We start from the raw sequence: 25,735 nt of genomic DNA, 5'->3' as shown, positions 1-25,735 counted from the left end.
CGCGCGCCCCCCGCCGCCCCCCCCCCCCCCCCCGCCCGCCCCGCCCCCCCCCCCCCCCCCCCCTCCCCCGCCCCCCGCCCCCCCCCCCCCCCCGCCCGCGGCCCCCCCCCCCCGCCGCCCCCCCGCGCCCGCGCCCCCCCCCCCCCCCCCCCCCCACCGCCAGATAAGATGCGTTGACTTGTCACTGCCGTGTCGCCGCCTCACTCAGTGAGCAGCCTGCGAATGCTCGCCGCCCGGCTTCGAGATGTCGCTTAAAGCCTCGCCTGCTTCTGCCGCCTCGCCATTCGTCGCGAGATCGCCAAGAGAGATGATGCCGACGACCCTCTTGTCGCGGTTCAGAACCGGAAGACGACGCACCTGCAGGTCGCCTATGTTCTCAAGCACATGCTCGACGTCTTCGTCATCGAAGCAATATTTGACCTCCGGGCTCATGACATCACGCACCTTGGTGTCAGGTCCCATACCCAATGCTACGCCGCGGCTCGCGATATCACGATCGGTGATCATCCCGACCAGCCGGTCGTGGTCGCCCACCGGCATCGCTCCGGCGTCAAGCTTGCCCATGATCTGCGCTACTTCGCGAATGGACTGTTCGGGGTTCGCGACCTGGACATTCCTCGTCATGCAGTTGCCGACTTTCATGGCAATCTCCCTTCATTTGCGAAGCCCGCCGCCGGTTTTGGTGTTGACCTAGGAAACGAACTCTTCGGCGGTAACGTTCCCTCGAATCTGAATGCCCCGCAGGAGGTTTTTCACCTGCAGCCGGAAGGCTGGGAAAGCCTGCGTTGTGGGAAGCTTGCGGTAGATCTTTGACGCGAAGTCGAACCACCTACGGCCGCGCTCCACCGCGCCATGGCTAACTGCCGCGGCAGCGACAAACGCCAACGACCGGCCAAGCTGGAACCCCGATGGGCGATACGACGTTCCAGGAGACAACTCCAGCCAACGGAGAAGTCGAATGCAGTCCTTAGCCGCAAATTCCGCCCGCCACCCCGGCGCGCTCACAATCACCCCGTTCAATGGAACTGTGACGGTCAGGTTCTCAGACGCGATTATTGCCTCAACCGAGCGGGCAAAGGTGCTCCATGAAGATGGGCACGATCCAGTCTTCTATATCCCCTTCGAGGATATCTATTTCGACCTGCTGGAGAGGACGAACACCACAACGCAGTCCCCGCTGAAGGGCACGGCGAGTTACTGGCGGGTCCACGCGGTCGGCGGAGCGGCTGACGACTTCATGTGGGCATACGAGACGCCCGACACGCCGGCAATGGCCATCGCCCGCCATGGCGCGTTCGATCCCGACAAGGCGCGGATCGATGCCGATCCTGCCGAGGATAAGCGACACACGCCTCACATCCCCGAATAGAGCGTCGCTTGAAAGTCCCACATCGGCTGATCACGTCAAAAGCGGCAACCTTTCCCTCATTGGGAGAATTTTTCGTCGAGGACCCGCAGTCCGTCTTCGTATCTCGACGTCGGCGCGCCAATCTGCCTTGCCTGCCACAGATTGTCGACGAGATCTGCGCGCTTGACGGGCAGCGCCAATGGGTTGGATGCTGCTCTGCGCACGAAAGTGAGGTCGTCTTCGTCCGGCCTGCGTGTCATGGCATCGACTGCCGACACGATGGATGTTCCAAAACCAGCCGCCTCAAGCCGATCGCGATCCCAACCGTCGCTTTTCTCAAGAACGTCGTGAAGGTAGGCAACGGCCTTTTGGTCGAGGGTTTCGACAGCGTCAACGACCCGGCGGCAATGTTCGATATAGGGCCGTCCGGTCTTGTCCGTCTGTCCGGCATGAGCTTGTTCGGCGATTTTTGCCGCGCGGTAAAGCACGCTCACTGCTTCGACCCTTGCTGGCCTGTGTGTTGATGCAACCGGCCTTTGCTCCGATGCACGCATGCCTCAAGAAAGCATGTGGCGTGGTAGCCCGTGTCACCGAACGCGCGACGATTGGCTGAAGTTCCAGAGCGCGGGCAAGGCTCCGGTACAAGGCGTCCATCCACTCCAGGACTCTTGGCCCACGCTCGAATGCTGGCCCAGCCACATCGGCGAGCCAAGGACGAATAGATCGGCCGCCCGATACCTCCGTCGGGCTGCCTTTAGCCGCTTTTGAGATCGACCATATCTGGCGAGACGGCTAGTCGCGAGACGGCCCATTAACAATCCCGGAATTGGGCAGAATTCCAAAATCCTGTGACTTGGCACCTTGTGCCGCCGTCAAAAATCCGTCGGCATGGAGACCGCGCCGCAGCAACTCTCTCACGGCCGCCGATCGGCTTGGCATGCGTCTTTCGAAGCGCCAGTTTTCCAATGCAGCCAATTCATCAGCAGTCAGCATGATCTGCAGTCGTTCGGGTCTTTCCAGTTCGGCCATTTCTGCCTCCAGCCACTCAAAGTTAGTATTTAGCTAAGAGTTAGGAAAAGGCTGGATGAGCGTCAAGGTCGGTCAATAAGCCGTTGGCGTGAAAGGCTCAGAGTTAATGTGAGGGGTCGATTGCGTAGCTGCGTGATATATTAACTTATTGATTTTACGGGTAATCTTATGAATTCAGCTTGTTATTCGAGCCGATATGGCACATGCTGATCCCGAGGGACAACCGCCCCTGACAAGAGACTTCTCCATGAGAGACGGGTATTCGGTTCGTTTGTGTCACGACGTTGACCGGCAAGTGTGGGCAGCCGCCCGGTGCAAGGGGATAGTCAATGTCACTGCGGTGGCTGAGACCGTGCGGCTGCGAAACCTCGCAGAAAACGTTGCGCTTGAAGACCTCGAATGCCTGGTGCTGCAAGCGGCCCAGTTCTACGGGGCGGCCATGGAATTCGACAGCTTGACCGTCTTTGAATTAGGCAACGTTTATCGGCTCTCAGCTCATCGCGATGCTTTGCCTGGGAGAGGCAACCTCGATGTTCTGGAGGACAGGGCTGTTTCGCTCTATCTTCGTCAGCCGGACCGAACGCAATAGGTCCGGCCGAGCGTCAGCACAGTCGGTCGGCGGGAAAGGGTTCAGCTTCACGGGCGCTTCCAGTCGGCCGCGTTATCCGCCACTGACGCCTGGACGAAATGCAGCGGCGCCTCAAGCGTCCAGGTGACGCCTTGCTCATGGAACTCCAGCCGCCCGCTGCCGCTGAGAGCCTGCGGCGCCACTCGCTCGAGGACGACGACTCCAAAACCGCGCCCCCTGACAGCGTCCAGAATCGGCCCGTCCAACTCACGCCAGACCAAGCGGAAGGTGTCGGCGCCGTCGCCGGCAGGGACCACATTCCAATCGATTTCGACGCGTCCGCCGCTGCAGGACAGCGCTCCATGTTTTGCCGAATTGGTGGCGAGTTCATGAAAGGCTATCCCGAGATACTGCACGGCATTCGGCTGCAGCATCAGCATCTGCCCGGCCATCGACACACGGGACTGCGCTGCAAAGGCCTTGAGCTGTGCCTGGATGAGCTCGCCGACCGTCGCGCCGCGCCACTCGGCATTGACCAGGAGATCATGGGATTCCGAAAGCGCCATGATGCGCTCCCGGACCTGCCCCAGGAAAGCCTTAGGTGTGCTCGTCAGCCTGCTGGTCTCGCGGATCATCGAGATGATGACCGAGAACTGGTTCTTCACCCGATGATTGACCTCGCGCATGAGCAGTCGGATGCGCCGTTCGTTCTCCTTGTGGGAACTGATGTCGCGCGCAATCTTGGAGGCGCCGACGACCCGGCCAATGGTGTCGCGAATCGGCGAGACGGTGAGCGAGACCGCAACGAGCGTGCCGTCCCTGCGCAGGCGCATTGTCTCATAGGAGGGAACGCGTTCGCCGGCCCGGATGCGGCTGATGATCGAGACTTCCTCGTCGAGACGATCGGGCGGAATGAGCATCGTCACCGGCCGGCCGATCGCCTCGGCAGGCGTGTAGCCGAACAGACGTTCTGCCGCATCGTTCCAGCTGGTGATGATGCCGTTCATGTCCTTCGAGATGATGGCGTCCATCGACGACTCGACGATGGCGGCAAGACGCATGCGGGCTTCATCCCCCAGCGTCTGCGTGCGCAGGTCGAGCAGTGTGTTTATGGCACCGACAACATTGCCCGCTCCGTCGCGAAGCAGGCGGGGGTGAGCCCTGAATGGGACGAGCTCGCCATCCGGCCGCTCCGCAATCGCCTGGTCCCATGAGACATCCCGTCCTTCGCGCAGCGCCACGGCCATCGGACACTCGCCATGTGCCATATCCCGACCGTCGGGATGACGAAGCTTCCACGAACCGCACCATAGGTCCCGACCGACAACAGGACGATGGCCCCAGAGCTCAGCTGCGGCTTCGTTGAAGAAGGTGATGTGTCCCTGTTCGTCGACGGTGTAGATGGCGACGGGCAGTGCCTGCATCAGATCGGCAGTCGGAATCCCCGGGACTCCGAGGCCGATATCGGCTTGTTCAACGAAGTTCACGTGTGGTCGCCATTCTCGTGGATTTCTGAGCGGCTATAATGCACTTGAGCGATTTCGGTCCCCTTTTGCGATTATCACGTCTCCCGTTTTGCCGCCAGCCACGGCGCTTCGTGGACTAACCGACACAGGATCACCCGGCCAAGTTGTCGGGACTGATCGTGCGGGCACTAAATGCGTCCGAGAAGGACCAGGATAATGACGATGAGCAGCACGAGACCGAGGCCGCCGCCACCATAATAGCCGGTGCCGTAGAACGGTCCACCACCCAGTCCGCTGAACCCGCCAAGCAAGATAAGGATCAGAATGATGATGAGTATGGTTCCGAGGCTCATGGTGGTTCTCCCATTCTTGCGCTGCCGCACCATACAAGGGCACGTCCACGCGCCTGTTGATGACGGTATGAACTCCCAGAGGAGCATCCTGTTCCACCGGAAGTAGCATCGTTGTCGCTCGTCCAGCGGGAAAAGCCGGTGGGCTCACAAGAAAGCCCGCCGGCCGGGAGCCAGCGGGCAACAGGCTTTTTCAGCCTCGGACCGCCTGGAGGGACAGGCGATCACAGCAAGAATGCGTGGCGCGGTCCGAAGTTGCGACGGTCGGCCGAAAAAGCCCGCAGCCACTGCCGCGGTGGTGAGGCGCCACACCGCAGGCTTCAACGTAGACGTGAACAACCATTCACCTCCCTTTGTGTGCCGGTCGGGTGCCGCCACCCTTCTTTTCGGGGTCATGAGTATGGTGGCTGTCGCGTTCACCTCCGCCGCCTGAGATCTTGCTGCGGCTGCGCAGATCGGAATCGGCTGGCGGCTTTTCTATCACCAGCGGCTCCTTGGCATTTTCGTGCGATGCGCCAGGACCGCCACGGCGAATGCTGGCGCGGGTCTTCTTCGACGTTGACATGAAATCACCTAACGGTCCTGCTGGTGGCCTTGATGGGTCGTGTTGACCTTCGTGTTGCCCTGCTGGCCCTGTTTGTCGGGATTTGGGGCGGAATGGCCGTGCTGCGTTTGGTCGACAGGAGCCGACTTCTTATCGCCGGGACCCTTAGGGCTCTGGTTCTCTGCCGGGACGGGTGGTGGTTTTGTGCTCATGACGTTCTCCTTTCACTAGCCAAACAAGCAGGCCCCCGAGAAGGTTCCTGATACGAACCGTGCGAGGGGCAAACTCCTAACATTGCCAATTCCGGCCTTGTCGGCGCGTCGCAGCGCAATAATCTTTTGTCAGGGCGTGGGCGTTTCGACCTATCGAAAGGAGCCGACCATGAAACACCAAACACTCGACCAACTGCAGACAATTGCAACAGTTGAGCCCTCGGCGACATACCCGACCATGTCTCGGACGCAGCGGATCGAGCGTTGGGCAAAGCTTCTCGAGCAAAATCCGCGGCGTTGCCTCGGAGCGCTTTCAGGCACCGAATATCTCAGTCCTGAAGCCCGTGCCGTAGCGCGTGGCGCGGGGTCGCCGATCACCGTTGCCTATGAGGATCCGGTGTTGCGCGCCATGGGTCTGAAAGATGACACCTACGGTGAGGCAAAGCGCTTCTTCGAGCTAAGCGACTGGCAGTTGCACAACATCGTCTGTCACTGCCACGTCGGTGCTACGATGCAAGCGCGATGGGCTGCCGCCAGAGTTCGCCGGACAATTACCGGCAACAGACTTCTGGCTTGGCTGAGGGCAAGGTTTGTGCATTAAGGCCAGCGCAGAACGGCGACGACAAGTCGTGATCGTCTCGTGACGGCCGCCAATGCTGGTGGCGTCGCCGGCACCGTAGCGGATGATTGAGCCGACGCCCTGCATTCCGGGCGGCTGGGTGAAGACCTCATGCTTGCCCGGCGGGTCTCCTTGTCGAAGAGCAACCCTAACGTGTCTTGTAGTCGACGGGATTGTAGCCTGCTGCGCGCCAGGGGTCTACGAGAAACCTTTTTGCAGAGACGTCTGTGACATTCCCGCAAATCTCCTCCTTGTGACATGCTCACAGATGTCGTTGGGGAACCTTTTTTGAGGGACATGGTTGGATGTGCGGCCAAAGAATCCGGGCCTGGCCATGCCAAGGAGGTTCGCCATGAAGCTTCGCGAGTTGATGGACCAAGTGAAGGATATGCCACGGGATACTCTGGTCTGTGCCGCCGAGATTGACGAGGCCTTCGCAGCCAATATCGCTGGCATAGAAACAATAGAAAGCGCCCGGATCGAAAGCCGCAAACCGGACGGAACCGAAGCTGTCGAACTCGCCAACGGGAACGACAAGGTCGTTGTAATCCGCTGGTGAGCCCCGGCTCATGCTGGAGCCGTCGCATGCTTGATCACTGAACGCTGGAGGAGCCGCAGACCATGATTCCGGTATTGAACAAAAGACTGTGCGCCGGCCTGATCGCCGGAACTCTGATGCTCTCGGCCGGCGGGTTTGCTCCGCTCGCAGCCCAGGAAATCCCAAACGACTTCACGGCGATCGTGCGCGAGAAAATTCCGGCCGTGGTCGCAATAACCACCCGTCAGATCATCCAGGACCAGGCGACGCTGGACGACTTTTTTAGTCCTTTCGGTGGCCGCGGCCTGGGACCGGCTCAACCACAGGTGCGAGAGGCTCTTGGCTCCGGCTTTGTCATCAGCCCCGATGGGTACATCGTCACCAACAACCATGTCGTTGCCGATGCAAGCGAAATCCATGTCGTATTCTCCGACAAGGAGACGTTGCCTGCGCGGCTCGTCGGCCGGGATCCGGCAACCGACCTCGCTGTGCTGAAGATCGAGCCACGTCCCAATATGACTGCGACCGCCTGGGGTGACTCCGATGCAGTACAACCCGGCGCATGGACGATCGCCATTGGCAGTCCGTTCGGGCTCGGTGGGACCGTCACCGTCGGCGTGCTTTCGGCCCGTTCGCGCGACATCAATGCCGGTCCTTACGACGACTTTCTCCAGACGGACGCCTCAATCAATCGCGGCAATTCCGGCGGCCCCCTGTTCAATGCGCGCGGCGAAGTGATCGGGGTCAACACGGCCATCGTATCTCCCACAGGTGGCAGCATAGGAATTGGCTTTGCCGTACCATCCCGCACCGCCCGCAACATTGTCGACCAGTTGATCCGCACTGGCCGGATCGAGCGCGGTTTCATCGGGGTGCGTCTCCAGGAGATCACGCCGTCGATTGCCGAGGCGCTTGGAATAGCCAGCAGCAAGGGAGCGCTGGTCGCTTCGGTCGAACCCGGCAGTCCGGCAGAGCAGGCGGGCATCCAGGCGGGAGACGTGATTACTCGCTTTAACGGCAAGGACATCCAGAGCGTGCACGATTTGACGCTCGCGGCTGCCAGCCAAAAGCCGGGGACAAAAACGAGGCTGACAAGGAACCGCGGGGGCAGCCAACAGGAAATAGCTCTAACGATCGGACAGCGCGATGATGAGGAGCAACAGACCGGCGCCGTTCCAAAGTCGGAAACGGCCGACACGCGTCTTGGATTATCGCTCAGCCCAATCCCGGATGAGGCTCGCCAGCAGCTCGGACTCCAGCCGGACGCCACAGGCGTATTCGTGCAAGAAGTGGCTCCCAACAGCCTCGCCGCCGAGAACGGCTTGCAGCCCGGCGATGTGATCGTCTCGGCCAACAACCGGAATGTGACGCAGCCGTCGGATATCCAAGAGGAGTGGACGAAATCGCGCCAGCAGAACAAGCCCATATTGTTCCGCATCAGCAGGCAGGGGCAATCGCTTTTCGTTGCCGTTGCCATGGCCAAATCTTGACGGGCCAATCTTGGCGGGAACGCGGTAAGTGTAAGCTTGGCGAGTGAAAGCTTGGCCAGCGTAAGGCTTGGCCGAATAGATCAGAAGCTTTCGCGAGAGGCGACCTTTGGGGTTGGGACGGGAACAACAGCCGACCAAGGCCGTTTCATCCAATGAGTCATTCAACCTGTTGAAAAGATCAGCGCCACCGGACTCGACGTATTCGACAAGACGCTGCAGACCACAAACATCTGGCTCGACGGATCATGGCCGAGATCGGACCGGATCGGCAGATCGCATAGCATGTTCTTGGAGCGGTGCTCCGCGCCCTGCGGGACCGCATGCAACCAGACCTTGCAGCCCACCTCGGCTCGCAGCTGCCGATCCTCGTGCGCGGCGCCTATTACGACCAGTATCAGCCTTCCAAGACCCCTGAGAAGTTGCGGTCGCTCGATGAGTTCCTCGCCAAAATCAAGGCGGAGCTTGAATTCACCCGACCGGTCGATTCCAAGGAGGCATTCAGGGTCGTATCCAAGGTGCTCGCTCACCATGTGGGAGAGGGGCAGATGACCAAGGTTTGGGAATCCCTGCCGGCAGAAATCAGGCGCGTCGCGGAAACTCAGCAAGCGGCGTGAATACCGCCAGATCTCGGCGGTCTCGGCCGTAATGCTTCTTTGAGGAAATAGAAATGCCACTTACCCTTATCAGCCCGGCGTTCCCGGCGGGCGGGAAAATCCCTGAAAGGTATACCCGTGACGGCCAGAACGTCTCGCCGCCGCTGAAGTGGTCCGGTGTTCCGGACGGTGCGAAGAGCCTTGTTCTTGTCGTGCAGGATCCCGATGCGCCGAGCGGGATTTTCGGGCATTGGGCGGTGTTCAATATTCCGCCCGATGCCAGCGAACTCGCCGAGGCGCAGGATGGCAAGCCAGGTCCGTCGGCACTTCGCCAAGGCACCAACGATTTCGGCAATGCCTATTACGACGGCCCGCAGCCGCCAGTGGGGCATGGCGTCCATCATTATCATTTCCGGCTGGCCGCGCTCGACGTGCCGAGCCTCAGTGTGCCGGGACAGGCGGGCGTGCAGTCTGTCTGGAAGGAAGCCCAGAAGCATGCGCTGGAGCAGACCGAGCTGGTCGGAACCTACGCGCGGTAACGCTGGGCCGTGTCAGTCGCCGCCTTTTTACAGCGCGGCCGGGGCAAGCGGTTTTCGAGCCGGGCCGTGGACGACCGAACCGTCGGCGGCGAAAATCGAGCCATGGCAAGGACAATCCCAGGTGTTGTCCGCGTTGTTCCAGGTCACGGTACAGCCCTTGTGGGTGCACGTCGCCGAAACGGGGTGGAGCACCCCTTCAGTGTCTCTCCACGCCGCGATCTTTTCGTCACCCCTGACGATCACACCGCCCATGCCGGGCCCGATGTCGTCGAGGCTTGAGACAATCGATTGGCTGGGGCCATTTTTATGAAAGTCCTCCGGATAAGACCGCGCTGGATTATAGAGCTTTTGCCATGGGGTCGGCCGGGCGCAGATCAAATCCGCGATCATCGCGCCTGCGGCCGTTCCATTGGTGATACCCCAAGCGTTGAATCCCGTGGCGATATGAAAACCGGAGGCTTTGTCCGGATCGGGTTCGCCAGCATACGGAACTCTATCGGGCGTATCATAGTCCTCGTTACACCAGCGCCACGCAACGTCCCCAACCGGAAGGCTCATTCTTGCCCATTGTTCCAGCTCGACGAACCGTTTCGCCACGTCGCCGTCCTGGCCCGTGTCGAACTTGGGACCGAGCGCGACCAGCAGCGGGCCTTCGGCATCACGGCCCATGCGGATGGAATGCGTCGGATCGTCGATGCCGATGAACATGCCGTCGACGGCAAGAGGGTCATCGACCCGAAACGCCATGGCTGTGTGACAGCGCGGCTGGGTCCGGTTCGCCATTCCGACGGGGCTCTTCACTGTCATGTTGGTGGCGACGACCACATGCTCGGCGTGAACGGTGCCGCTGTCGGTGACTACGCGCCAGCGGCTTGCCTCGCCAATTGAGATCGCGCGGCTGTTTTCGAAAATCCGTCCGCCACGGGCCGTCACCGCTTGAGCCAGGCCAACCAGATACATCGCCGGATTGAACTGAGCCTGGTCGGAAAAACGCAGAGCGGCGGCCGTTTCGAAAGGCAACGGCGCGCGCTCCAGAACATCGGCGTCCAGCCCAACTTGGCGCGCGGCCTCTGCCTCGGTCACGATCTCCGCGCGCCGGCCTGCATCGCAGGTGTAGGTATAGGCGTCCTTGTTCTCGAGATCGCAGGGGATTGCATAGTTGCGAACCCATTCCCGGATCTGGACAGCGCCTGCGGAATTCGCATCGGCATAGGCTTGCGCCAAGTCCCGGCCGAAGGTGTCGATGAGATGGTGGTAGATCAACGCGTGCTGAGTCGTGATCTTGGCCGTCGAGCGGCCGGTCACCTGGCCGCCGGTCCGCAGGGCTTCGGCGACGATCACCGACCGACCGGCCTCGCAAAGGCAAAGCGCCGTCGTGAGCCCGACAATCCCGGCGCCCACGACAACGGCATCGGCATGGATCGAGCCCTCGAGCGGGGGATAGTTCGTAGCGGTGGCTGCCGCCACCCAACAGCTTCCCGGTTTTCCCCAGAGAATGGCCATTTCACCGGCGTCCTATGAGTGTCGATGCATCTCCATCGACAACCCACACCGGCGCCAAAACGTTCCCGGGTTTACCGTCTTCAGTCGTTGTTTGGCCGTCCGGAAGAACAAGCGCACCGGGGCGATGCGAGGTGCCGCCCGTCACCCGATCGGAGTGGTCGCTGCGCGCCGCAGCACGTCGGCGCGGGCCGACAGCCCGCGGCCTATCGCGTTTGTGGCTTAAAACACCGCGAGATACTTCAGCAACGAAATAATGCCGATAATGATTACGATAATCTGGGCAATCTGACGAGTACGACCGTCAAGCGGCAGCCGGTTAACAAGATACAGCACCAGAACGATTACAAGGAAAGTGATCAGAATACTGATCAAAGGAGTGCCGGCCATTGTCCCTCACTGCGCATAGAAAACAACGCCAGCAACACCACGTTGCGTGGTCTAGGATTCCAATGCATGCTCAAGCCCTAGCACCGAGTGAGTGATTCGAACAGCTTGGCTAGTGGTGTCGATAAACCGGCTTTGCCGACATTTGGTCGCGCCTGTTTCAGACGATTGGAAGGGATGATGACCTAGCTTGCACGCGGGCGGAACCACACCGAGAAGGCCATCCACCACTCTTTGCAACCCGGCGGCGGGCTAAAGAAGAGTTCGAGCTATATGATGGCCCGCATCAAGTATTCTGGCGATAAACGAATTCGTATCTTGTTTTTCCCTGCGCAATTGCGAACGATGGCATGGATTGATTCAGAGCTTGTCTATGCGGGGACTGCAAGTGGCGCTGGCTGCGGTGATCTTGAGCACTTCAGTCAGTTCTGGACTCGCCGATGACAAGTCTCCCTTTATCTATTTTGCGACCCAAGATCCTTTCACAGAGGGTCTGCCGACGAAGAATGATGTCTATGTCTTTGGTGGCGTGTTTGCGAGCGGGGCCTTCGAGGATACGATCAACGTTTTTGGTGCCGACTATACCGAAAGTTATATAGTCGGAGCCGCATATGGTCGCGATCTCGTCGATATAGGCGCTGGTTTCGTTCTTGGCGGCGTCACCGGCGCGGCCATAAGATTTGGCGAAGACGACGATACATCAGGCGAACTTTGGGCCGGAGCGCGACTTCGCCACCAGGGCCTTGTCATTGGTGATTTGGCGATTGCGCCCGCACTGACGGCTGGATTCAGTGCCGTTACAGGCCCTACCGAGATCGAGCGCGAGCGCGAAATCCGCTACGATGGCGATGCATCATTCCTCGGCTTCGTTGGTGCGGAGCTTTCTTTCAGATTGAGGCAAGCTCCCAACGTCGAACTTGTCTACCAACTCCACCATAGATCTGGCGCTGATGGTACATTTGGGAACATGGGAGAGGGTTCGAATGCGAATGCTCTGGGGATCCGGTATCGCTTCTAACGCTCGCTGCTGTTGGTCCTTTGCCTTCGCCCACGTGCCCCCGTATTGGGCTCACGGTGAAGACGGCGACACCGTCTTGAGGGTCGGCACGATCGCCCTATAGCACCGATTCACCCTCAGGCTATATCCTTCAGAGTGTCCAGCGGCCCTTTCAGTGCAGACCTGGGCTGGATCAACTCTGGCGCAATCAGAAAGGTCTGCGGTACCGTCGGCGGTCCATCGATCAGCTCGAATGCCTTCGTGATCATCGCCTCAACATTCTGCCGCACCATGATTACCGGGAAAGGCAGGAAGGAGCCGAATGGATCATAGTCGTAGCAACCGACGACAAGCTCACTAAACATCTCCGCCGGCCGGCCCGCCATGAAACGCAGCAGACCTTCCATATTGATCGACGAATTGATGAACAGCGCGCGCGGCAGCTTGCCATGGCGTTGGTAAAACGCCTCGAAGGCACGCAAAGTTATATCAGGCGAATACCCGGAGGATTGCACACCGTCTTCAGGGTCGGCGCCCAGCAGTGCCTTTTTGGTCGCATGGAAAGCGGCGATGCGTTCGCGGCTCGCATGGTCGTTGCGGCCGCCAAACAGAAACAGTTGGTCCGGCCGCAGAGGATCGTCGTTGCCGAAGCGGCGGATGATTGCTTCCGTCAGCATCCGCGCGCCTTCATAATTGTCGCTGATCACCGAGTGCGCCTTCGCTCCCGGCAGGTCGATGTTGATATGCCTCAGCCCCGCCGCTTCGCAGACCTCGTGGACGCCGTCCGGATCGGTGGCGCCGACGATGAAGAGCTGGTCGATTGAATAGGAGATCAGCGTCTCGGCGGTCCGCCGTTCCTCTTGCGGGTCGCGGCTGGCGCTAACCACGACCGGGCATTGACCGCGGCTGCGCACATGCCCCTCAAACGTCTGCGCCATGGAGGAGAAGTAGCGATTGTCGTGCACGGGCAGCATCAGGCCGACCAGGCCCGATCGCGAGCGTCGCAAGCCTCGCGCCTGCAGATTGGTGGTGTATTGGTGGAGTTCGGCGAGGCCGAGAATTGTTTGCGCCGTACTTTCCTTGATGCGGCGCTTGCGCCAGGTGCCGTTCAGCACGGCACTCACGGTCGACGGCGAACTGCCCGATAGCACGGACAGATCATATATCGTCGCCTTTTTCTTTTTGACCTGCTGATCCATCTGGCCCTCCCGCCCATTCTGTTAGAGCGAAATTCTGCTTGACGAAAGGTTCTCGATGCACAATAGTTCTTGCACCATCGATTGTGCAAGTGCAAATCGTCGGTGAACGATCGATGGGGAAGTGCCCGTCTTTTTCGGGGAGGTTTCTAACGGCCGCCGTCGTTCGACGGCTCGAGTGTGTTCCCACTAGGAACGTTATGGGAGGAGTACAGATGAAAAAGCTCATGATCGCGGCGCTTGCCGCGACCCTTATGCTTGGCGGATCATTCGCTGCGATGGCACAGCAGGCCGGCAAGGTCGGCGTCGTCGTCAAGATCGGCGGCATTCCGTGGTTCAACGCAATGGAGGCGGGTATCAAGGAGCGCGGCCAGAAGCTCGGGATCGACGCATTCATGGTCGGCCCGACCAGCGCTGATCCAGCACTGCAAGTTCGCGCCATCGAGGATCTGATCGCGCAGGGCGTCAAGGTCATCGGCGTCGTGCCGAATGATGCGAAAGTGCTTGAACCAGTCCTGCAGAAGGCCAAGGACGCCGGCATCATCGTCATCACGCATGAATCGCCCGGCCAGAAGGGCGCCGACTGGGACTTCGAACTCGCGTCCGCGACCGGCTTCGGCGAGGCTCACGCCAAACTCCTGGCGGAAAAGATGGGCGGCAAGGGTGAGTATGCAGTGTTCGTCGGCTCGCTGACGGTGCCGCTCCACAATGCCTGGGCCGATGCGGCAATCCAGTATCTGAAGAAGAACCATCCGGACATGAAACTTGTCGGCGAACGTTACGGCGTCGCCGAGGATGTCGACAAGAGCCGCAGCACCGCGCTTGACCTGATCTCCGCCAATCCCGGCTTGAAGGGCTTCCTCGCCTTCGGCAGCCAAGGCCCGATCGGTGCTGGCCGCGCAATCGAAGAGCGTCGGAAGGTGGGCGAAATATTCGTGCTCGGGCCATTCTCGCCAGGCCAGGGCCAGAAGCTCATCAAAAGCGACGCGATCTCCGGCGGCTTCATGTGGAATCCGAAGCAGGCGGGCGAGGTTTTCGTCACGCTGGCCGACCATCTCATGAAGGGCAACGAGATCAAGGACGGCGATACGATCGAAGGGCTAGGGACAGTCAAGCCGGATTTCGAAAACCGTAACATCATCGTCGATCAGCTGGTCCCCATCAACAAGGATACTGTCGACGATCTCGCGGCGATGGGCCTGTAAAGCCTCCCAAGGCTAGTGGCGGCCGGGCTGGCCTGGGGCGGGCCCGGCCGCAGGATTGCAAACGCGATTGGATCCAGGTTTCAGACCCGATGGCTGATCAGGCACTCGATGGCGCCGCACCACGGCCGCTGCTGTCGCTTCGCAACGTCAACATGACGTTCGGAGGCGTGAAGGCGCTGAAGAATGTCAGCTTTGAGGTGCTGCCGGGCGAGGTGCATTGTCTCGCCGGCGAGAACGGCTCTGGCAAGAGCACGCTGATCAAGGTCATTACGGGCGTGTACAAGCCCGAGGCGGGCGCCGTGATCGACTATGATGGCCAGAGCTACTCCCATATGTCGCCGGTTACGGCGCAGGCCGGCGGAATTCAGGTCATCTGGCAGGACCTCGCCCTGTTTCCCGAGATGACTGTCGCCGAGAACATCGCGTTCCAGACTGTCATCGGCCGCTGGCCGCGGCTGGTGAATTATGCCGAGATGCGCCGTGTCGCGATCAACGCCTTGCAACGTCTTGGTGTTACCCTCGATGTCGATCTAGCACTCCACCATTTTCCCATCGCGCAGCGGCAGATCGTAGCAATCGCGCGTGCCCTCGTCGGCGAGGCGAAGCTCGTCTTCATGGACGAGCCGACGGCGTCGCTCACCCAATCCGAAACCGACTATCTGCTCGACATTGTGCGCAATCTGTCGGCGTCGGGCGTCGCCGTTGTGTTCGTCAGTCATCGCCTGGCGGAGGTTCTCGAAATCTCCAGCCGCGTCACCGTGCTGCGCGACGGCGCCCTGGTTGGCGTCTATCCAACCAAAGGCCTGACCCAATCGCGCATCACCGAGCTGATGACCGGCAAGACCTTCGACTATTCCGTCCTGCATCGCGATTTGAGCACGAGCCCGGTCAGGCTTGAGGTTAGGGGACTGTCGCGACCCGGCGAATTCGAGGACGTGTCATTGACGGTCCGGCGCGGTGAGACGCTCGGCATCACCGGGCTGCTCGGGGCAGGGCGCACCGAGCTGGCGCTGACATTGTTTGGCATGCGCAAGCCGAAATCGGGCTCTGTCGTCCTGGACGGCAAACCCGTTCGCTTCGGTTCCAACCGTGACGCGATCGCCGCCGGCGTCGCCTATCTTTCGGAAGACCGGCTGTCGCTCGGCCTCATTCAGCCCCAGGCCATCGCGGATAACATGGTCATCGCGTCGCTGGACAAGATCCTTTCGGGCGGTTTCATTTCGAGCGATCGCAAGCGATCTCTGGTCAATCGCTGGATAAGGGATCTCGGCGTCAGGATCGGAAAGCAGGACGACGCGATCTCGACCCTGTCAGGGGGAAACCAGCAACGTGTCGCCATTGCCAAATGGCTGGCGACCGATCCGAAGCTGCTTATCCTCGACGCACCGACGGTCGGCGTCGATGTCGGCGCGCGCGCCGGCATTTTCGACATCGTTTCCAAGCTGGCGGACAGCGGCCTCGCCATTATCTTGATCTCGGACGAGGTGCCTGAAGTCTATTTCAACGCGGACCGTGTGCTGCACATGGCTCAGGGACGCGTTGTCGGCGAATATGCGCCGGGCGCCACGACCCTCCAGGCAATCGAGGAGGCGGTCTATGCGTAGGTTTGTCCGCTCCCACGCGACGGAACTGGCTTTGCTTGCCGTTATTGCGGTGATCTGCGTCTTCCTCTCGTTTGCCACAGACCGGTTCTTCACCCTCGGCAACGCGTTTGACCTTCTCAACACCAGCTCGGTCAACATCATTTTCGCCGTCGGCCTGCTCGTCGTGCTGATTGCCGGCGGCATTGACATTTCCTTCGCGGTCGCTGCCTCCGTTGTGCAATATCTGACCGCGACCGTCCTCGGATGGGTCGGCGGTGGCAATTGGATTATCGGCCTCATCATCGCTGGCGCATTGGGCGTCGCGATGGGCTGCATCAACGCCTTCCTGATCCACGGGTTCAGGATCATCTCGATCGTCGCCACGATTTCGACCTTCAATATTTTCTTCGGCTTGCTGATGTTCTTCACAGGCGGCGTGTCGATCTACAATCTGCCGGACTGGCTCACCACCCGCGTCGTGCTGTTCGAGCGGGAGATGGCCGACGGGACCTGGGCGGAGATCACCCTGCCTGTGCTCATTATGGCGATCTGCGTGTTCGCTACCTGGGCGTTGATCACGCGCACCACCACTGGGCGCCAGCTCTACGCATTTGGCGACAATCCGGAGGGCGCGCGCCGCTTCGGCATCAATATCGGTGCCATGCAATTTATCGCCTTCGGCTGGCTGGGCCTGATGGCGGGCATTGCCGGCCTCGTCCAAGCGCATTACGCGCAGGAAGTGGTGCCGAACGCCCTTTATGGGCGCGAACTCGACGTCCTGGCAGCCGTGGTTCTCGGCGGTGCGCGGCTCGGCGGCGGCAAGGGCAGCGTGCTCGGCTGCATTCTGGGCGTTCTGTTGGTCTCGATTACCCAGAACGGACTTAATTTGATGGGTGTGTCGCCTTTCGCGTTCAAGATGATCGTCGGTGCCATCATTCTTGCCGCAATCACCCTTTCGAATACCAGCATCGAACGCCTGCTGCCGTTCCTGAAAAGCAGACGGGTGCCTTCATGACGGTTTTGATTGAACGCGTCCGCAACGCGCTCGGCCCCGAACTTGCAGGTCCGTTTGCCGCGTTCGTAGCGGTCATGGTTGTGTTCGGCTTTGCCGCGCCGAACTTCTTCTCCCGTGCCACCTTTGGATCGGTTGCCTTCCAGCTGCCGGAACTTGGCCTTCTCACACTTGCCATGCTGCTGCCGATCCTGACCGGCGGCTTGAACCTGGCCATCACCTTCACGGCCAACATGGCCGGCCTGACGCTGGCTTGGGTACTGCAAAGCCAGGGAGGCATCGACGCGGGCATCGGCGCCTTTGTCCTCGGCTCGGTCCTGGCCATCGCGGTCGGAGCGCTGAGTGGGCTGATCATGGGGCTCGTCATCGCCTACACCAAGGCTCACCCGATCCTGGTCTCGCTGTCGATGATGATCTTCCTGCGCGGTCTCGGCGAATTCCTGACGCGCGGCGGCGACGTGTCCGGCATTCCCGGCTTCCTCGCGGCGATCGGCTACGGTTCGATCTTTGGCATCCCGGTGCCGTTGCTCATCTTCATCGCTTGCGTGCTGATCTGGCATGTCCTGCTGACGCGCATGAAGCTAGGCTTCAACACCTACATGATCGGCTCCAACATCGAGGCCACGCGTTATTCCGGTATCAACACCCGCAAGGTGCAGGTTCTCGTCTACACATTGTCCGGCGCGATGTGCGCGGTCGCCGGCATCATCATGCTGGCGCGCTTCAATTCGGTGCGTGTCGGCCACGGCGAGTCTTATCTGCTGATCACCGTGCTTGCCTGCTTTCTCGGCGGGGTCAATCCGTTCGGCGGCTTCGGTCGGGTGATCCCGGTCTTCGTTGCGCTGGTCGTGCTCCAGCTTCTGTCCTCGGGACTCAATCTGATGGGCGCAAACCAGCATCTTGCGACGGCGGTGTGGGGCATTTTGATGATCGCTGTGATGATCCTGCGCTGGCTTGCCGGGCGCCTCAAATTCTTAAACACGAACAGAGGGTGAGTGAGATGCATGGTTTTGGGGTCCACACCTCGATGTGGACGATGAACTGGGACCGGTCCGGCGCGGAGAAGGCGATCGCGGCTTCAGTCAAATACGGCATGGACTTTATCGAGATCGCGCTTCTGAACGCGCCGGCGGTCGATGCCGCACATACACGCGCCTTGCTCGAAAAGCACAATCTTCCTGCCGTTTGTTCGCTCGGCCTGCCGGAGCGCGCCTGGGCTTCGGTGCGGCCGGATGCCGCCATCGAACATCTCGAAGTGGCGATCGACAAGACTGCGGAAATGGGCGCGCTGGCGCTTTCCGGCGTGATTTTCGGCGGTATCGGCGAACGCACCGGCCTGCCCCCGACGGAAAAGGAATACGATAACATCGCGCATGTGCTGACCGTCGCCGCCAAGCACGCCAAGAAGCGTGGCATCGAGCTCGGAATCGAGGCGGTGAACCGCTACGAGAACCATTTGATCAACACCGGCGCGCAGGCCGCCTGGATGGTCGAAAAAATCGGGGCCGACAACATCTTTGTTCATCTCGACACCTACCACATGAACATCGAGGAGAAGGGGGCCGCCAATGGCATTCTGGCCGCCCGCGACCACCTGAAATATATCCACTTGTCCGAGAGCGATCGCGGCACACCAGGCACAGGCAACTGCCCTTGGGACGAGATCTACGCGACGCTGGCGGCGATCGGCTTCAAGGGCGGACTTGCCATGGAAAGCTTCATCAACATGCCGCCGGAAGTCTCCTACGGTCTCTCAGTCTGGCGGCCGGTCGCCAAGGACGAGGCGGAAGTGATGGGCAATGGCTTGCCGTTCCTGCGCAACAAGGCTCGCCAATACGGTCTGATCTGAGACGATGGGTGACGGGCAGAAGGCGGACGGCGCGAGGATCGGCGTCTTCGATGTCGGCAAGACCAACATAAAGCTCTCCGCGATGACGCTCGACGGCGTGCTCGTGGAGAGCCTCTCTGTCCATAACGAAGTGCGGCCCGGTCCACCTTGGCGGCAGCACGATCTCACGGACATTAGCGACTGGCTGTTCGGCTCGCTTGCCACTTTGTGCCGTCATCATCCGTTGGAAAAAGTGGTCGGCACTGGACATGGCTCTGCGGGTGTTCTGGTGAACGCAGATCCCGACGAGACTTGCGCCTTACCGATGATTGATTATGAGCAGGACCTGCCACCTGCAATTCGCGATGGCTACGCGCCGCTTTCGGGCGATTTCTTCGATCGCGGCAGCTCGATCATGCTGAAGGCCGCCCACCAGGCGCGCCAGCTGTACTGGATGCAGCAGGTTGATCCGGAGCGCGTCGCTCAGGCTCGTTGGTATCTGGGCTTGCCCCAGTATTGGGCCTGGCGGCTGTCAGGCGTACCATCGGCCGAAACGACGATCCTCTCGGCGCAATCGCATCTATGGAACAATGTGCGCAAGCAGTGGTCGCCCATTGTCGCGGGGCAGAGGTGGCAGCGCCTCATGCCACCATTCCATCCGGCCTGGGGGACGTTGGGGCCAATCCGGCACGACCTGGCGCGCCGGCACCGCATACCGGAAAAGCTGTCTGTCCTGACCGGCGGCCACGACAGCAGCCTGAACCTCTACCGCTACCAGGCGGCGGGCATGCGCGACGCCTGCGTGATCTCTACCGGAACCTGGATTGTCGGAATGTGCGCGGCGACACCTCTCGACCAACTCGATGAAAACCGCGGAATGGTGCTGAACAGCGACGTGACGGGACGCCCGGTCGGCGGCGTTTTGACCATGGGCGGACGAGAGTTCAGTCATGTGGCAGGACAGGGGCAAGAAGAAACTGCGGCCGACGCTGCGCTGGTCAGCTTGTTGATTGAGCGCGGCACCTTCGCATTGCCGTCGTTCGGCGACGATGACGGTCTGTTTCCCGGCAGCGCTGGGCGCGGCCGGTTTGAAGGGCCGCCTGCAGAAACCTCTGCTGAGCGCAAGGCGCTCGCAGTGCTCTATGCCGCGCTGCTGACGACCGAATGTATCGATGCGCTGAACGAAGACGGGTTGGTTGCATTGGATGGCACATTCCTGAGGGATCCGCTCTACGCCACGTTGGTTGCCGCGCTGCGGCCAAACGCCGAAACGGTCTACAACCTCGACTCCTATGGCACCGCTTCGGGTGCGGCGTTACTTGGCGAACATGAAACTCGTGACACGCCGGCTCCCATCGCACTCAGCCGGCCGGCCGCCTTTGCTGGCGATCGTGCGGCGCTCGCAGCCTATGCACAAAGGTGGCGCGAACTGGCGAAGCGAAACAACTTGCAACAGGGCAAGACCAGCAGAAGGAACAATCGATGACTGATGACAGCGCTCTGCGCCGCGAGATGGTGGATGTTTGCCGCAGGATGAACTCCAGCGGTATCAACCAGGGCAATGCCGGCAACCTGTCGGTGCGCTGCAGCGACGGTTTCCTGATCACGCCTTCGTCGCTGCCCTACGAAACGATGACGCCCGAAGACATCGTCGAGATGGGCTTTGACGGGACCTATGTCGGCCGACGGCCCTCCTCGGAGTGGCGCTTCCACCGTGACATTCTGAGGGAGCGGCAGGAGATCAATGTCGTACTGCATTGCCACTCGCTCTACGCCACGACCCTGGCTTGCCATCACAAGACGATCCCGAGCTTCCACTATATGACAGGAGTGGCGGGCGGTACGACCATCCGCTGCGCGGAATACGCAACCTTTGGCACGCAGGCCTTGTCCGACAATGCCTTGGTTGCACTCAAGGATCGACTCGCCTGCCTGCTCGGCCAGCACGGGCAGATTTCGCTCGGCAAGACCATGGAAGCCGCGTTGTGGCTGGCGAACGAGGTCGAAACCCTCTCGCGCATGTATGTCCAGGCACTTACCCTTGGCGAGCCGCCGGTCCTTTCCGATGAGGAGATGGCGCGGGTGATCGAGCAGATGAAGAAGATGAGCTATGGCCAAGCGCCGGATCCGGAGGGAACGAACGATTTGGCGCGACCGCGCGGTGCTGCGGCCTAACACTGCTTTGGCAGATTTTTGTGGAGAGATGCCTGAGGCCGCGTGGGCAGCGGATTGGCGGCGGCTGTGCGAAGGCTGAGGGGCGCCTGCCGATCGTCCTCGTTTTATCCCATTGGCCGCCTTGGGCTCGACTGTGGCAGGTGAAGACTGAAATGTCGCCCTTATGACAAACGTTGGATCAAATCGTTCAGCAAGAGCAGCGACGCCCCGGCGAACACAGCCGCAGCCGCGTCGTCCAACATGATGCCGAGACCACCCCTTACCTTGTCATGCATGGCGCGGATCGGCCAGGGTTTGACGACATCGAAAAACCGGAACGCAAGGAAACCTGCTGCCCACCAGACCGGGTCGAGCGGCAGCATGGAAAGTGTTGCGGCCGTACCGAAGGTCTCGTCAATGACGACGATCTGCGGATCCTCCGTTCCGGTACGGGAGACGACATGCGACGACGCCCATACTCCCACGGCGAATACGGCCATGTAGGCAACCACTACCAGCCAAGGCGATGCAGGTATCAGCACCGCGGCAAGAACCACTCCAACAGCCGCGCCGCCCGTGCCCGGCCATAGCGGAGATAATCCTGCGCCGGCAGAGGTCGCGAGCAGGTAAGCAAGCTTGGGCAGAAATTTACGCATGGCGTTTCGGACGGCTTCCCGTGAATTGCGAATATGCGTAATATCCGTCTTTCCGGTTACTTCCGCCAATGCATGTCGCGCAAGCGCATGGCCTCGCGCCTGACCGGAGGGCGCGCAGCGGTTTTTGCGACAACGAACATGCATAAAAACAAGAACTTGAAGCGCGTCGCATGAATCCAATCAGCCGCGACGCGCTTTGGACCGCCGATCGAGTTGCGACAGCGGACACAACGGGCATCGCGCCTCGATCGGCGCCGACGGGCTGGAACGAACCCACAATTTGCCGTTAAGCTTCGCGGAACGACATCATCACAGGAGCCAAGTCATCATGATCGCCGGTCTCATGAAACGTCGTATCGACCCGCTATGGGAGCAAGCCGCTTCTCCGCTGATCGGGATCGGCATGACCCCGAACCAGGTTACATCAGGCGGGCTGGTGCTCGTCGCCCTGTCGTGCGCCGCCTATGTGTACCACCAGTCAAGCCTTGCCTTTGGCCTTTGCCTCGCGTTGGCGTTTACATTCGATGCGCTGGACGGTGCGGTCGCCCGTCGGAGACATATGAGCACCAAGGCCGGTGGCTATTTCGATGCCATGGCCGACCGGTATCAGGAACTTGCCGTGTTTGCGGCAATAGGCTGGGTCGCCGATCTGTGGGCGATCTCAATGGTCGCGTTCGCCGGCGGAATCCTCACCAGCTACGCCAAGGCGCGGACGGCGATCGAAATCCCCATAGAAAATCAGGCGTGGCCGGATTTCTTCGAACGGATGGAACGGCTGGTGTTCATTTGCGTGCTATTGGTCGCCGACGGAATCGCGATCGCCATCGGCGCCGCTTCGCCCTGGATTCTCTCGGGCGGATTCGCGCTTTACGCACTGCTGGCAAACGCCACAGCGCTGCAACGGATCAATCGCGCATTTGCGATGCTCAAACGAGCGGACGCGAAGCAGCCGTGAGACGGCGAGAGCCCATTCTGGTTTTGGGCGGCGGAAAACGCGAGGCGCTGTCACGGGCACAGTCGGGTAAAAAACGATCCTCGCGCGGCCTGCGTCATCTCTGGCCATAGCGAAGTTGCTGACCCTGTGGGCCAGATGTCCGCACCCCTCATCAGACCGTTTCGAGCCGGCTGAACCGAACCGGGATGAGTTTGCGGGTCTTCAGTTGCCCTGCCGAATCCTTGTCGATGACCGTCAGCAACTGCCCTTGTTCTGGGCCCACAGGCAGAACCAGGCGGCCCCCCGGCTTGAGCTGCTCAAGCAAAGCCGGCGGCGCCCGCCCAGCCGCGACGGTGACTAGGATCTTGTCGAACGGGGCATGCTCGGGCCAGCCGCGAGACCCGTCTCCGACACGAATGCTCGCATTGGAGAGACCGAGGCCCTGCAGGAGCGCCTCGGCGTGGCTTGCGAATTCCTCGATGATTTCGACGCTCCAAACGTGCCCGGCGAGTTCCGCAAGGATTGCGGTTTGGTAGCCCAGGCCGGTGCCGATCTCGAGCACCGCCTCGTGCGGTTGGAGAGCAAGAAGATCGGTTATGAGAGCGACGATGAACGGCTGCGAGATGGTTTTGTCGAAGCCGATCGGCAGTGGCATGTCCTGGTAGGCATAAGGCGCGACCGAGCTTGGCACGAAGAAATGGCGCGGCACCCGCTGCATCGCTGCCATCACCCGTTCATCGAGCGCCGCCTTGCCGAGTTCTTCGCTTGCAAGGTCGGTATGGATTGCAATCATTTCGACCATGTGTCTGCGTAGAACTGCGAGGTGTTCTTCATTCATTGGCTTCATGACGGTGGGGCTTTCCTCAACCAGCTTGCTGCCAGATAGGCTTATATCCTGTTCGTCACAGCAACGCCCGCCATCGTTTCCGGTTGCGGGTGGCCCGCGGCGACCGAGGCAATTTTGGCTGCATCTGGTTGAGATCGGCGGTGGCCCTGGAGATCCGGAGCCATGTCGCCACAACGGTATGGTCTAGATCGCGGTGATCGAACGATGAACGGCTGAATTGCCTACTTGCGTGGGCAGCCGGCGATCTCGACCGGGGCGTTGTCGTTTAGTAGTGGACGCCTGTTTCACTGAGCGATGCTGCGACTGCTGCATGGCTTCGGGCAGCGGGAATGCCGCGACGGGCGGTCCGGGCGGTTCTCAGCTACACGTCGGAGTTCCTAAATATCCAGCCAAAGTTCGGAGGCGGCTACTTTATCGCTTCCAGGAGTGCTGAGTGGAACTCGCCGGGGGCCTCTATCTGTGGTGAATGGCCAAGCTCTGGGAATTCAACGAGCGTCGCGCTCGGAATGGCAGCGGCAGCGGCGCGTCCGAGATTTGTATGGTGGCCGAGCGCCTTCGCGACCTCGGCACTGGCGCGATTGCCGCCCCGGGGCTGTACGATCCTGGCCCCCGATGATCAGCTTTGTCGGCACGGAGATATCGCCAAACTCGTGGATCACAGGTTGGGTGAAAATCATGTCCCAGGTTTGAGCTTGGTTCCACGCTACCATCTCCTTGCCCTCGTGCTGGAACCACGCGTTTGACCTCTGCCTTGCCGCTCGGCCGTCGTGGTTGAATCATCATCAGCTAAAGTAGTGAAATCTGATGGAACTACCGGCCCTGATGTGCCATTTTACCACGTCGTGAGAGAAGACGAAGGCAGATGAGCCAGCACAATGCCACTGTGATAGGCGTCGTGGTGCCCATGTTCAATGCCGAGAGAACCATTCTCCCGACGCTGACCAGCATCTGCCAGCAGAGCCACCAGGCACTGGACATTATCGTAGTGGATGATGGGTCGACGGACCGGTCCGCGTCAATCGTGGCCGCCTATGCCGAGCAAGATCGGCGCATACGCCTTTTCAAGCAGCCGAATGCGGGTGTTGCGCACGCGCGCAACAGCGGCGCCGCTGCCACCGATGCGGAGTTTCTAGCGTTCGTGGACGCGGATGATCTTTGGGCTCCATCCAAAATCGCACTGCAACTGCGCGTCCTGCAGGAAGGAGGCTCGTCAGCTGGCCTGGCATATTGTTGGTTTGCGGAAATCGACGAGGACGGTCGGATATTTTCATTCAACCAGCCCGATGCCGATGGTCGCGTGCTGCAACGGATGTGCAGAAACAACTTTGTCGGTAACGGAAGTTCGATGCTTGTACGTCGCTCCGCATTCGAGCGGGCGGGAAAGTTTGATCCTTCCCTGAGGGCGAGGAACGCACAAGGCTGCGAAGATCTTCTAATGTGCCTCAGAATAGCGGAGAATTACGAGTTTCGTGTCGTGCCCCAACATCTTGTGGGTTACCGGAGGACGATCGGCAACATGTCGAGCGATGTCATGCAGATGTTTCGTTCGTACGAAATTGTCCTAGCCGAGTTTCGCGAGAAATATCCGCAATTTGGGAGCGATCTCAATGCCCATCTGCTTGACACGATCAATGGGCTTGCCGTGAGAGCTTTGATTCAAGGGCGGCCTTCCGCAGCCTGGTACCTGTCGAAGAAGCTCTTTGTCCTGGAGCCGCGCACGGCCATTTCACGTCTGCCTCATACGGTCGACGTCTGCTGCCGGGGGCTGGTTCCTCGCTGGATCAAGGTTCGAGTGAAACGGATGCGAAACGCCGAGTCTCGGTCTTTTTATGGAAAGATTTATCTGGAGAGGTGAGCGCGTCCCTGTTCGGGCGTGCCGAGCCCGAGCTGTGTGAAGCAAGAAGCTTGATCCCAGGCTTTGCGGCGCACGCGGCAACCACGTCATTGCCCAGACCCGAGCGGCCACCAGAACTCTCTTGACCCGGATCACATCTCGATAGGACACAGTGTAACTGCGCGCCGCTCTAATACAATATTTAGTTAGTTAGTTGTGAGCTTTCGGGAGGTTGTCCATTCGGACCGGACCGGGGAGACTGGAGTTACCAGGCTTCAGCACTCACCGGAGGGTCCGAATGAACAT

At 60.5% G+C, this 25,735-nt stretch carries 28 protein-coding genes and 1 pseudogene; 17 read left to right on the top strand and 12 right to left on the bottom strand.

The genetic code is table 11. The features are described 5' to 3' along the window. Positions 1-204: 204 nt before the first annotated feature. Entirely contained in the window at positions 205-642 is a 438-nt protein-coding gene (locus NKH12_RS24650) for a CBS domain-containing protein (protein ID WP_352955547.1), read from the bottom strand. A 316-nt stretch (positions 643-958) separates the two neighbouring features. Here NKH12_RS24650 and NKH12_RS24645 point away from each other — a divergent pair, with 316 nt between their 5' ends. Beyond that, positions 959-1,369, top strand: a complete 411-nt coding sequence (locus tag NKH12_RS24645) for a DUF427 domain-containing protein (protein ID WP_352955546.1) — start codon at positions 959-961, stop codon at positions 1,367-1,369. Positions 1,370-1,425: 56 nt separating this feature from the next. Here NKH12_RS24645 and NKH12_RS24640 read toward each other — a convergent pair whose 3' ends face one another. Continuing rightward, the gene (locus NKH12_RS24640) at positions 1,426-1,842 is read right to left on the bottom strand and encodes an HD domain-containing protein (protein WP_352955545.1); all 417 of its coding nucleotides are present in this window, start codon (positions 1,840-1,842) and stop codon (positions 1,426-1,428) included. Between the two features lie 298 nt (positions 1,843-2,140). Further along, positions 2,141-2,377, bottom strand: coding sequence for a hypothetical protein (locus tag NKH12_RS24635; protein ID WP_352955544.1), 237 nt, complete (start codon positions 2,375-2,377; stop codon positions 2,141-2,143). Positions 2,378-2,717: 340 nt separating this feature from the next. Between NKH12_RS24635 and NKH12_RS24630 the strand changes: the two genes are divergently transcribed. Further along, a complete protein-coding gene (locus NKH12_RS24630; RefSeq protein ID WP_352955543.1) occupies positions 2,718-2,966 on the top strand; it encodes a hypothetical protein in 249 nt (82 codons plus the stop codon). Between the two features lie 47 nt (positions 2,967-3,013). On the opposite strand, the gene NKH12_RS24625 is transcribed toward NKH12_RS24630, so the two are convergent. The 4 genes from NKH12_RS24625 to NKH12_RS24610 all read right to left on the bottom strand — a co-directional run bounded on the left by NKH12_RS24625 (position 3,014) and on the right by NKH12_RS24610 (position 5,517). Beyond that, on the bottom strand, positions 3,014-4,432 hold the full coding sequence (locus tag NKH12_RS24625) for a PAS domain-containing HWE histidine kinase family protein (protein ID WP_352955542.1): 1,419 nt from the start codon (positions 4,430-4,432) through the stop codon (positions 3,014-3,016). Positions 4,433-4,599: 167 nt separating this feature from the next. Next, positions 4,600-4,764 carry a DUF3309 family protein gene (locus tag NKH12_RS24620; RefSeq protein ID WP_023799553.1) on the bottom strand — a complete coding sequence of 55 codons (165 nt, stop codon included), beginning with the start codon at positions 4,762-4,764 and terminating at the stop codon, positions 4,600-4,602. Between the two features lie 340 nt (positions 4,765-5,104). Continuing rightward, positions 5,105-5,326, bottom strand: a complete 222-nt coding sequence (locus NKH12_RS24615) for a hypothetical protein (RefSeq protein WP_352955541.1) — start codon at positions 5,324-5,326, stop codon at positions 5,105-5,107. Between the two features lie 8 nt (positions 5,327-5,334). Next, a complete protein-coding gene (locus NKH12_RS24610) occupies positions 5,335-5,517 on the bottom strand; it encodes a hypothetical protein (protein ID WP_352955540.1) in 183 nt (60 codons plus the stop codon). Positions 5,518-5,686: 169 nt separating this feature from the next. On the opposite strand from NKH12_RS24610, the gene NKH12_RS24605 reads away from it, so the two are divergent. The 5 genes and pseudogenes from NKH12_RS24605 (at position 5,687) to NKH12_RS24585 (ending at position 9,296) form a co-directional block, all read left to right on the top strand. After that, positions 5,687-6,118, top strand: coding sequence for a hypothetical protein (locus NKH12_RS24605; RefSeq protein ID WP_352955539.1), 432 nt, complete (start codon positions 5,687-5,689; stop codon positions 6,116-6,118). Positions 6,119-6,488: 370 nt separating this feature from the next. Continuing rightward, positions 6,489-6,695, top strand: a complete 207-nt coding sequence (locus NKH12_RS24600) for a sugar phosphorylase (protein ID WP_352955538.1) — start codon at positions 6,489-6,491, stop codon at positions 6,693-6,695. A gap of 62 nt (positions 6,696-6,757) precedes the next feature. Next, a complete protein-coding gene (locus NKH12_RS24595) occupies positions 6,758-8,164 on the top strand; it encodes a Do family serine endopeptidase (RefSeq protein WP_352955537.1) in 1,407 nt (468 codons plus the stop codon). Positions 8,165-8,341: 177 nt separating this feature from the next. Further along, a pseudogene (locus tag NKH12_RS24590) lies at positions 8,342-8,778 on the top strand (DUF2267 domain-containing protein). Between the two features lie 53 nt (positions 8,779-8,831). Then, on the top strand, positions 8,832-9,296 hold the full coding sequence (locus tag NKH12_RS24585) for a YbhB/YbcL family Raf kinase inhibitor-like protein (protein ID WP_352955536.1): 465 nt from the start codon (positions 8,832-8,834) through the stop codon (positions 9,294-9,296). A 27-nt stretch (positions 9,297-9,323) separates the two neighbouring features. Here NKH12_RS24585 and NKH12_RS24580 read toward each other — a convergent pair whose 3' ends face one another. Both NKH12_RS24580 and NKH12_RS24575 read right to left on the bottom strand, forming a co-directional pair. Beyond that, on the bottom strand, positions 9,324-10,799 hold the full coding sequence (locus tag NKH12_RS24580) for an FAD-dependent oxidoreductase (RefSeq protein WP_352955535.1): 1,476 nt from the start codon (positions 10,797-10,799) through the stop codon (positions 9,324-9,326). Positions 10,800-11,018: 219 nt separating this feature from the next. Continuing rightward, positions 11,019-11,186 (bottom strand): Thivi_2564 family membrane protein, encoded by a 168-nt coding sequence (locus NKH12_RS24575; protein ID WP_095519840.1) that lies wholly within the window; start codon positions 11,184-11,186, stop codon positions 11,019-11,021. Between the two features lie 385 nt (positions 11,187-11,571). On the opposite strand from NKH12_RS24575, the gene NKH12_RS24570 reads away from it, so the two are divergent. After that, entirely contained in the window at positions 11,572-12,201 is a 630-nt protein-coding gene (locus tag NKH12_RS24570) for a hypothetical protein (RefSeq protein WP_352955534.1), read from the top strand. A 116-nt stretch (positions 12,202-12,317) separates the two neighbouring features. Here the strand turns inward: NKH12_RS24570 and NKH12_RS24565 are convergent, their stop codons facing one another. Further along, entirely contained in the window at positions 12,318-13,379 is a 1,062-nt protein-coding gene (locus NKH12_RS24565) for a LacI family DNA-binding transcriptional regulator (RefSeq protein ID WP_352955531.1), read from the bottom strand. A 212-nt stretch (positions 13,380-13,591) separates the two neighbouring features. On the opposite strand from NKH12_RS24565, the gene NKH12_RS24560 reads away from it, so the two are divergent. From NKH12_RS24560 to NKH12_RS24530, 7 genes are all read left to right on the top strand, one after another. Then, positions 13,592-14,581 carry an autoinducer 2 ABC transporter substrate-binding protein gene (locus tag NKH12_RS24560; RefSeq protein ID WP_352955530.1) on the top strand — a complete coding sequence of 330 codons (990 nt, stop codon included), beginning with the start codon at positions 13,592-13,594 and terminating at the stop codon, positions 14,579-14,581. 89 nt (positions 14,582-14,670) lie between these two features. Then, positions 14,671-16,185: a sugar ABC transporter ATP-binding protein gene (locus NKH12_RS24555; protein ID WP_352955529.1), complete on the top strand. Its 1,515-nt coding sequence runs from the start codon at positions 14,671-14,673 to the stop codon at positions 16,183-16,185. After that, positions 16,178-17,179, top strand: a complete 1,002-nt coding sequence (locus tag NKH12_RS24550) for an ABC transporter permease (RefSeq protein WP_352955528.1) — start codon at positions 16,178-16,180, stop codon at positions 17,177-17,179. Before NKH12_RS24555 ends, NKH12_RS24550 begins: the two co-directional genes overlap by 8 nt. Continuing rightward, a complete protein-coding gene (locus tag NKH12_RS24545) occupies positions 17,176-18,171 on the top strand; it encodes an ABC transporter permease (protein ID WP_352955527.1) in 996 nt (331 codons plus the stop codon). Before NKH12_RS24550 ends, NKH12_RS24545 begins: the two co-directional genes overlap by 4 nt. Positions 18,172-18,176: 5 nt before the next feature. Next, complete coding sequence (locus NKH12_RS24540) at positions 18,177-19,025, top strand: sugar phosphate isomerase/epimerase family protein (protein ID WP_352955549.1); 849 nt, start codon at positions 18,177-18,179, stop codon at positions 19,023-19,025. Positions 19,026-19,029: 4 nt separating this feature from the next. Further along, positions 19,030-20,490, top strand: coding sequence for an FGGY family carbohydrate kinase (locus NKH12_RS24535; RefSeq protein ID WP_352955526.1), 1,461 nt, complete (start codon positions 19,030-19,032; stop codon positions 20,488-20,490). Continuing rightward, positions 20,487-21,179: a class II aldolase/adducin family protein gene (locus tag NKH12_RS24530; protein ID WP_352955525.1), complete on the top strand. Its 693-nt coding sequence runs from the start codon at positions 20,487-20,489 to the stop codon at positions 21,177-21,179. Before NKH12_RS24535 ends, NKH12_RS24530 begins: the two co-directional genes overlap by 4 nt. A gap of 161 nt (positions 21,180-21,340) precedes the next feature. Here the strand turns inward: NKH12_RS24530 and NKH12_RS24525 are convergent, their stop codons facing one another. Continuing rightward, positions 21,341-21,814 carry a phosphatidylglycerophosphatase A family protein gene (locus NKH12_RS24525; protein ID WP_352955523.1) on the bottom strand — a complete coding sequence of 158 codons (474 nt, stop codon included), beginning with the start codon at positions 21,812-21,814 and terminating at the stop codon, positions 21,341-21,343. A gap of 328 nt (positions 21,815-22,142) precedes the next feature. On the opposite strand from NKH12_RS24525, the gene NKH12_RS24520 reads away from it, so the two are divergent. Further along, complete coding sequence (locus tag NKH12_RS24520; protein ID WP_352955522.1) at positions 22,143-22,769, top strand: CDP-alcohol phosphatidyltransferase family protein; 627 nt, start codon at positions 22,143-22,145, stop codon at positions 22,767-22,769. Between the two features lie 151 nt (positions 22,770-22,920). Here the strand turns inward: NKH12_RS24520 and NKH12_RS24515 are convergent, their stop codons facing one another. Beyond that, on the bottom strand, positions 22,921-23,595 hold the full coding sequence (locus NKH12_RS24515; protein WP_352955548.1) for a protein-L-isoaspartate(D-aspartate) O-methyltransferase: 675 nt from the start codon (positions 23,593-23,595) through the stop codon (positions 22,921-22,923). An 862-nt stretch (positions 23,596-24,457) separates the two neighbouring features. Here NKH12_RS24515 and NKH12_RS24510 point away from each other — a divergent pair. Then, the gene (locus NKH12_RS24510) at positions 24,458-25,450 is read left to right on the top strand and encodes a glycosyltransferase family 2 protein (RefSeq protein WP_352955521.1); all 993 of its coding nucleotides are present in this window, start codon (positions 24,458-24,460) and stop codon (positions 25,448-25,450) included. Positions 25,451-25,735 lie beyond the last annotated feature (285 nt).

The organism is Mesorhizobium sp. M1322, from assembly GCF_040318085.1.
Taxonomy (GTDB): domain Bacteria; phylum Pseudomonadota; class Alphaproteobacteria; order Rhizobiales; family Rhizobiaceae; genus Mesorhizobium.
This window is presented reverse-complemented; position numbering and strand designations above follow the sequence as displayed.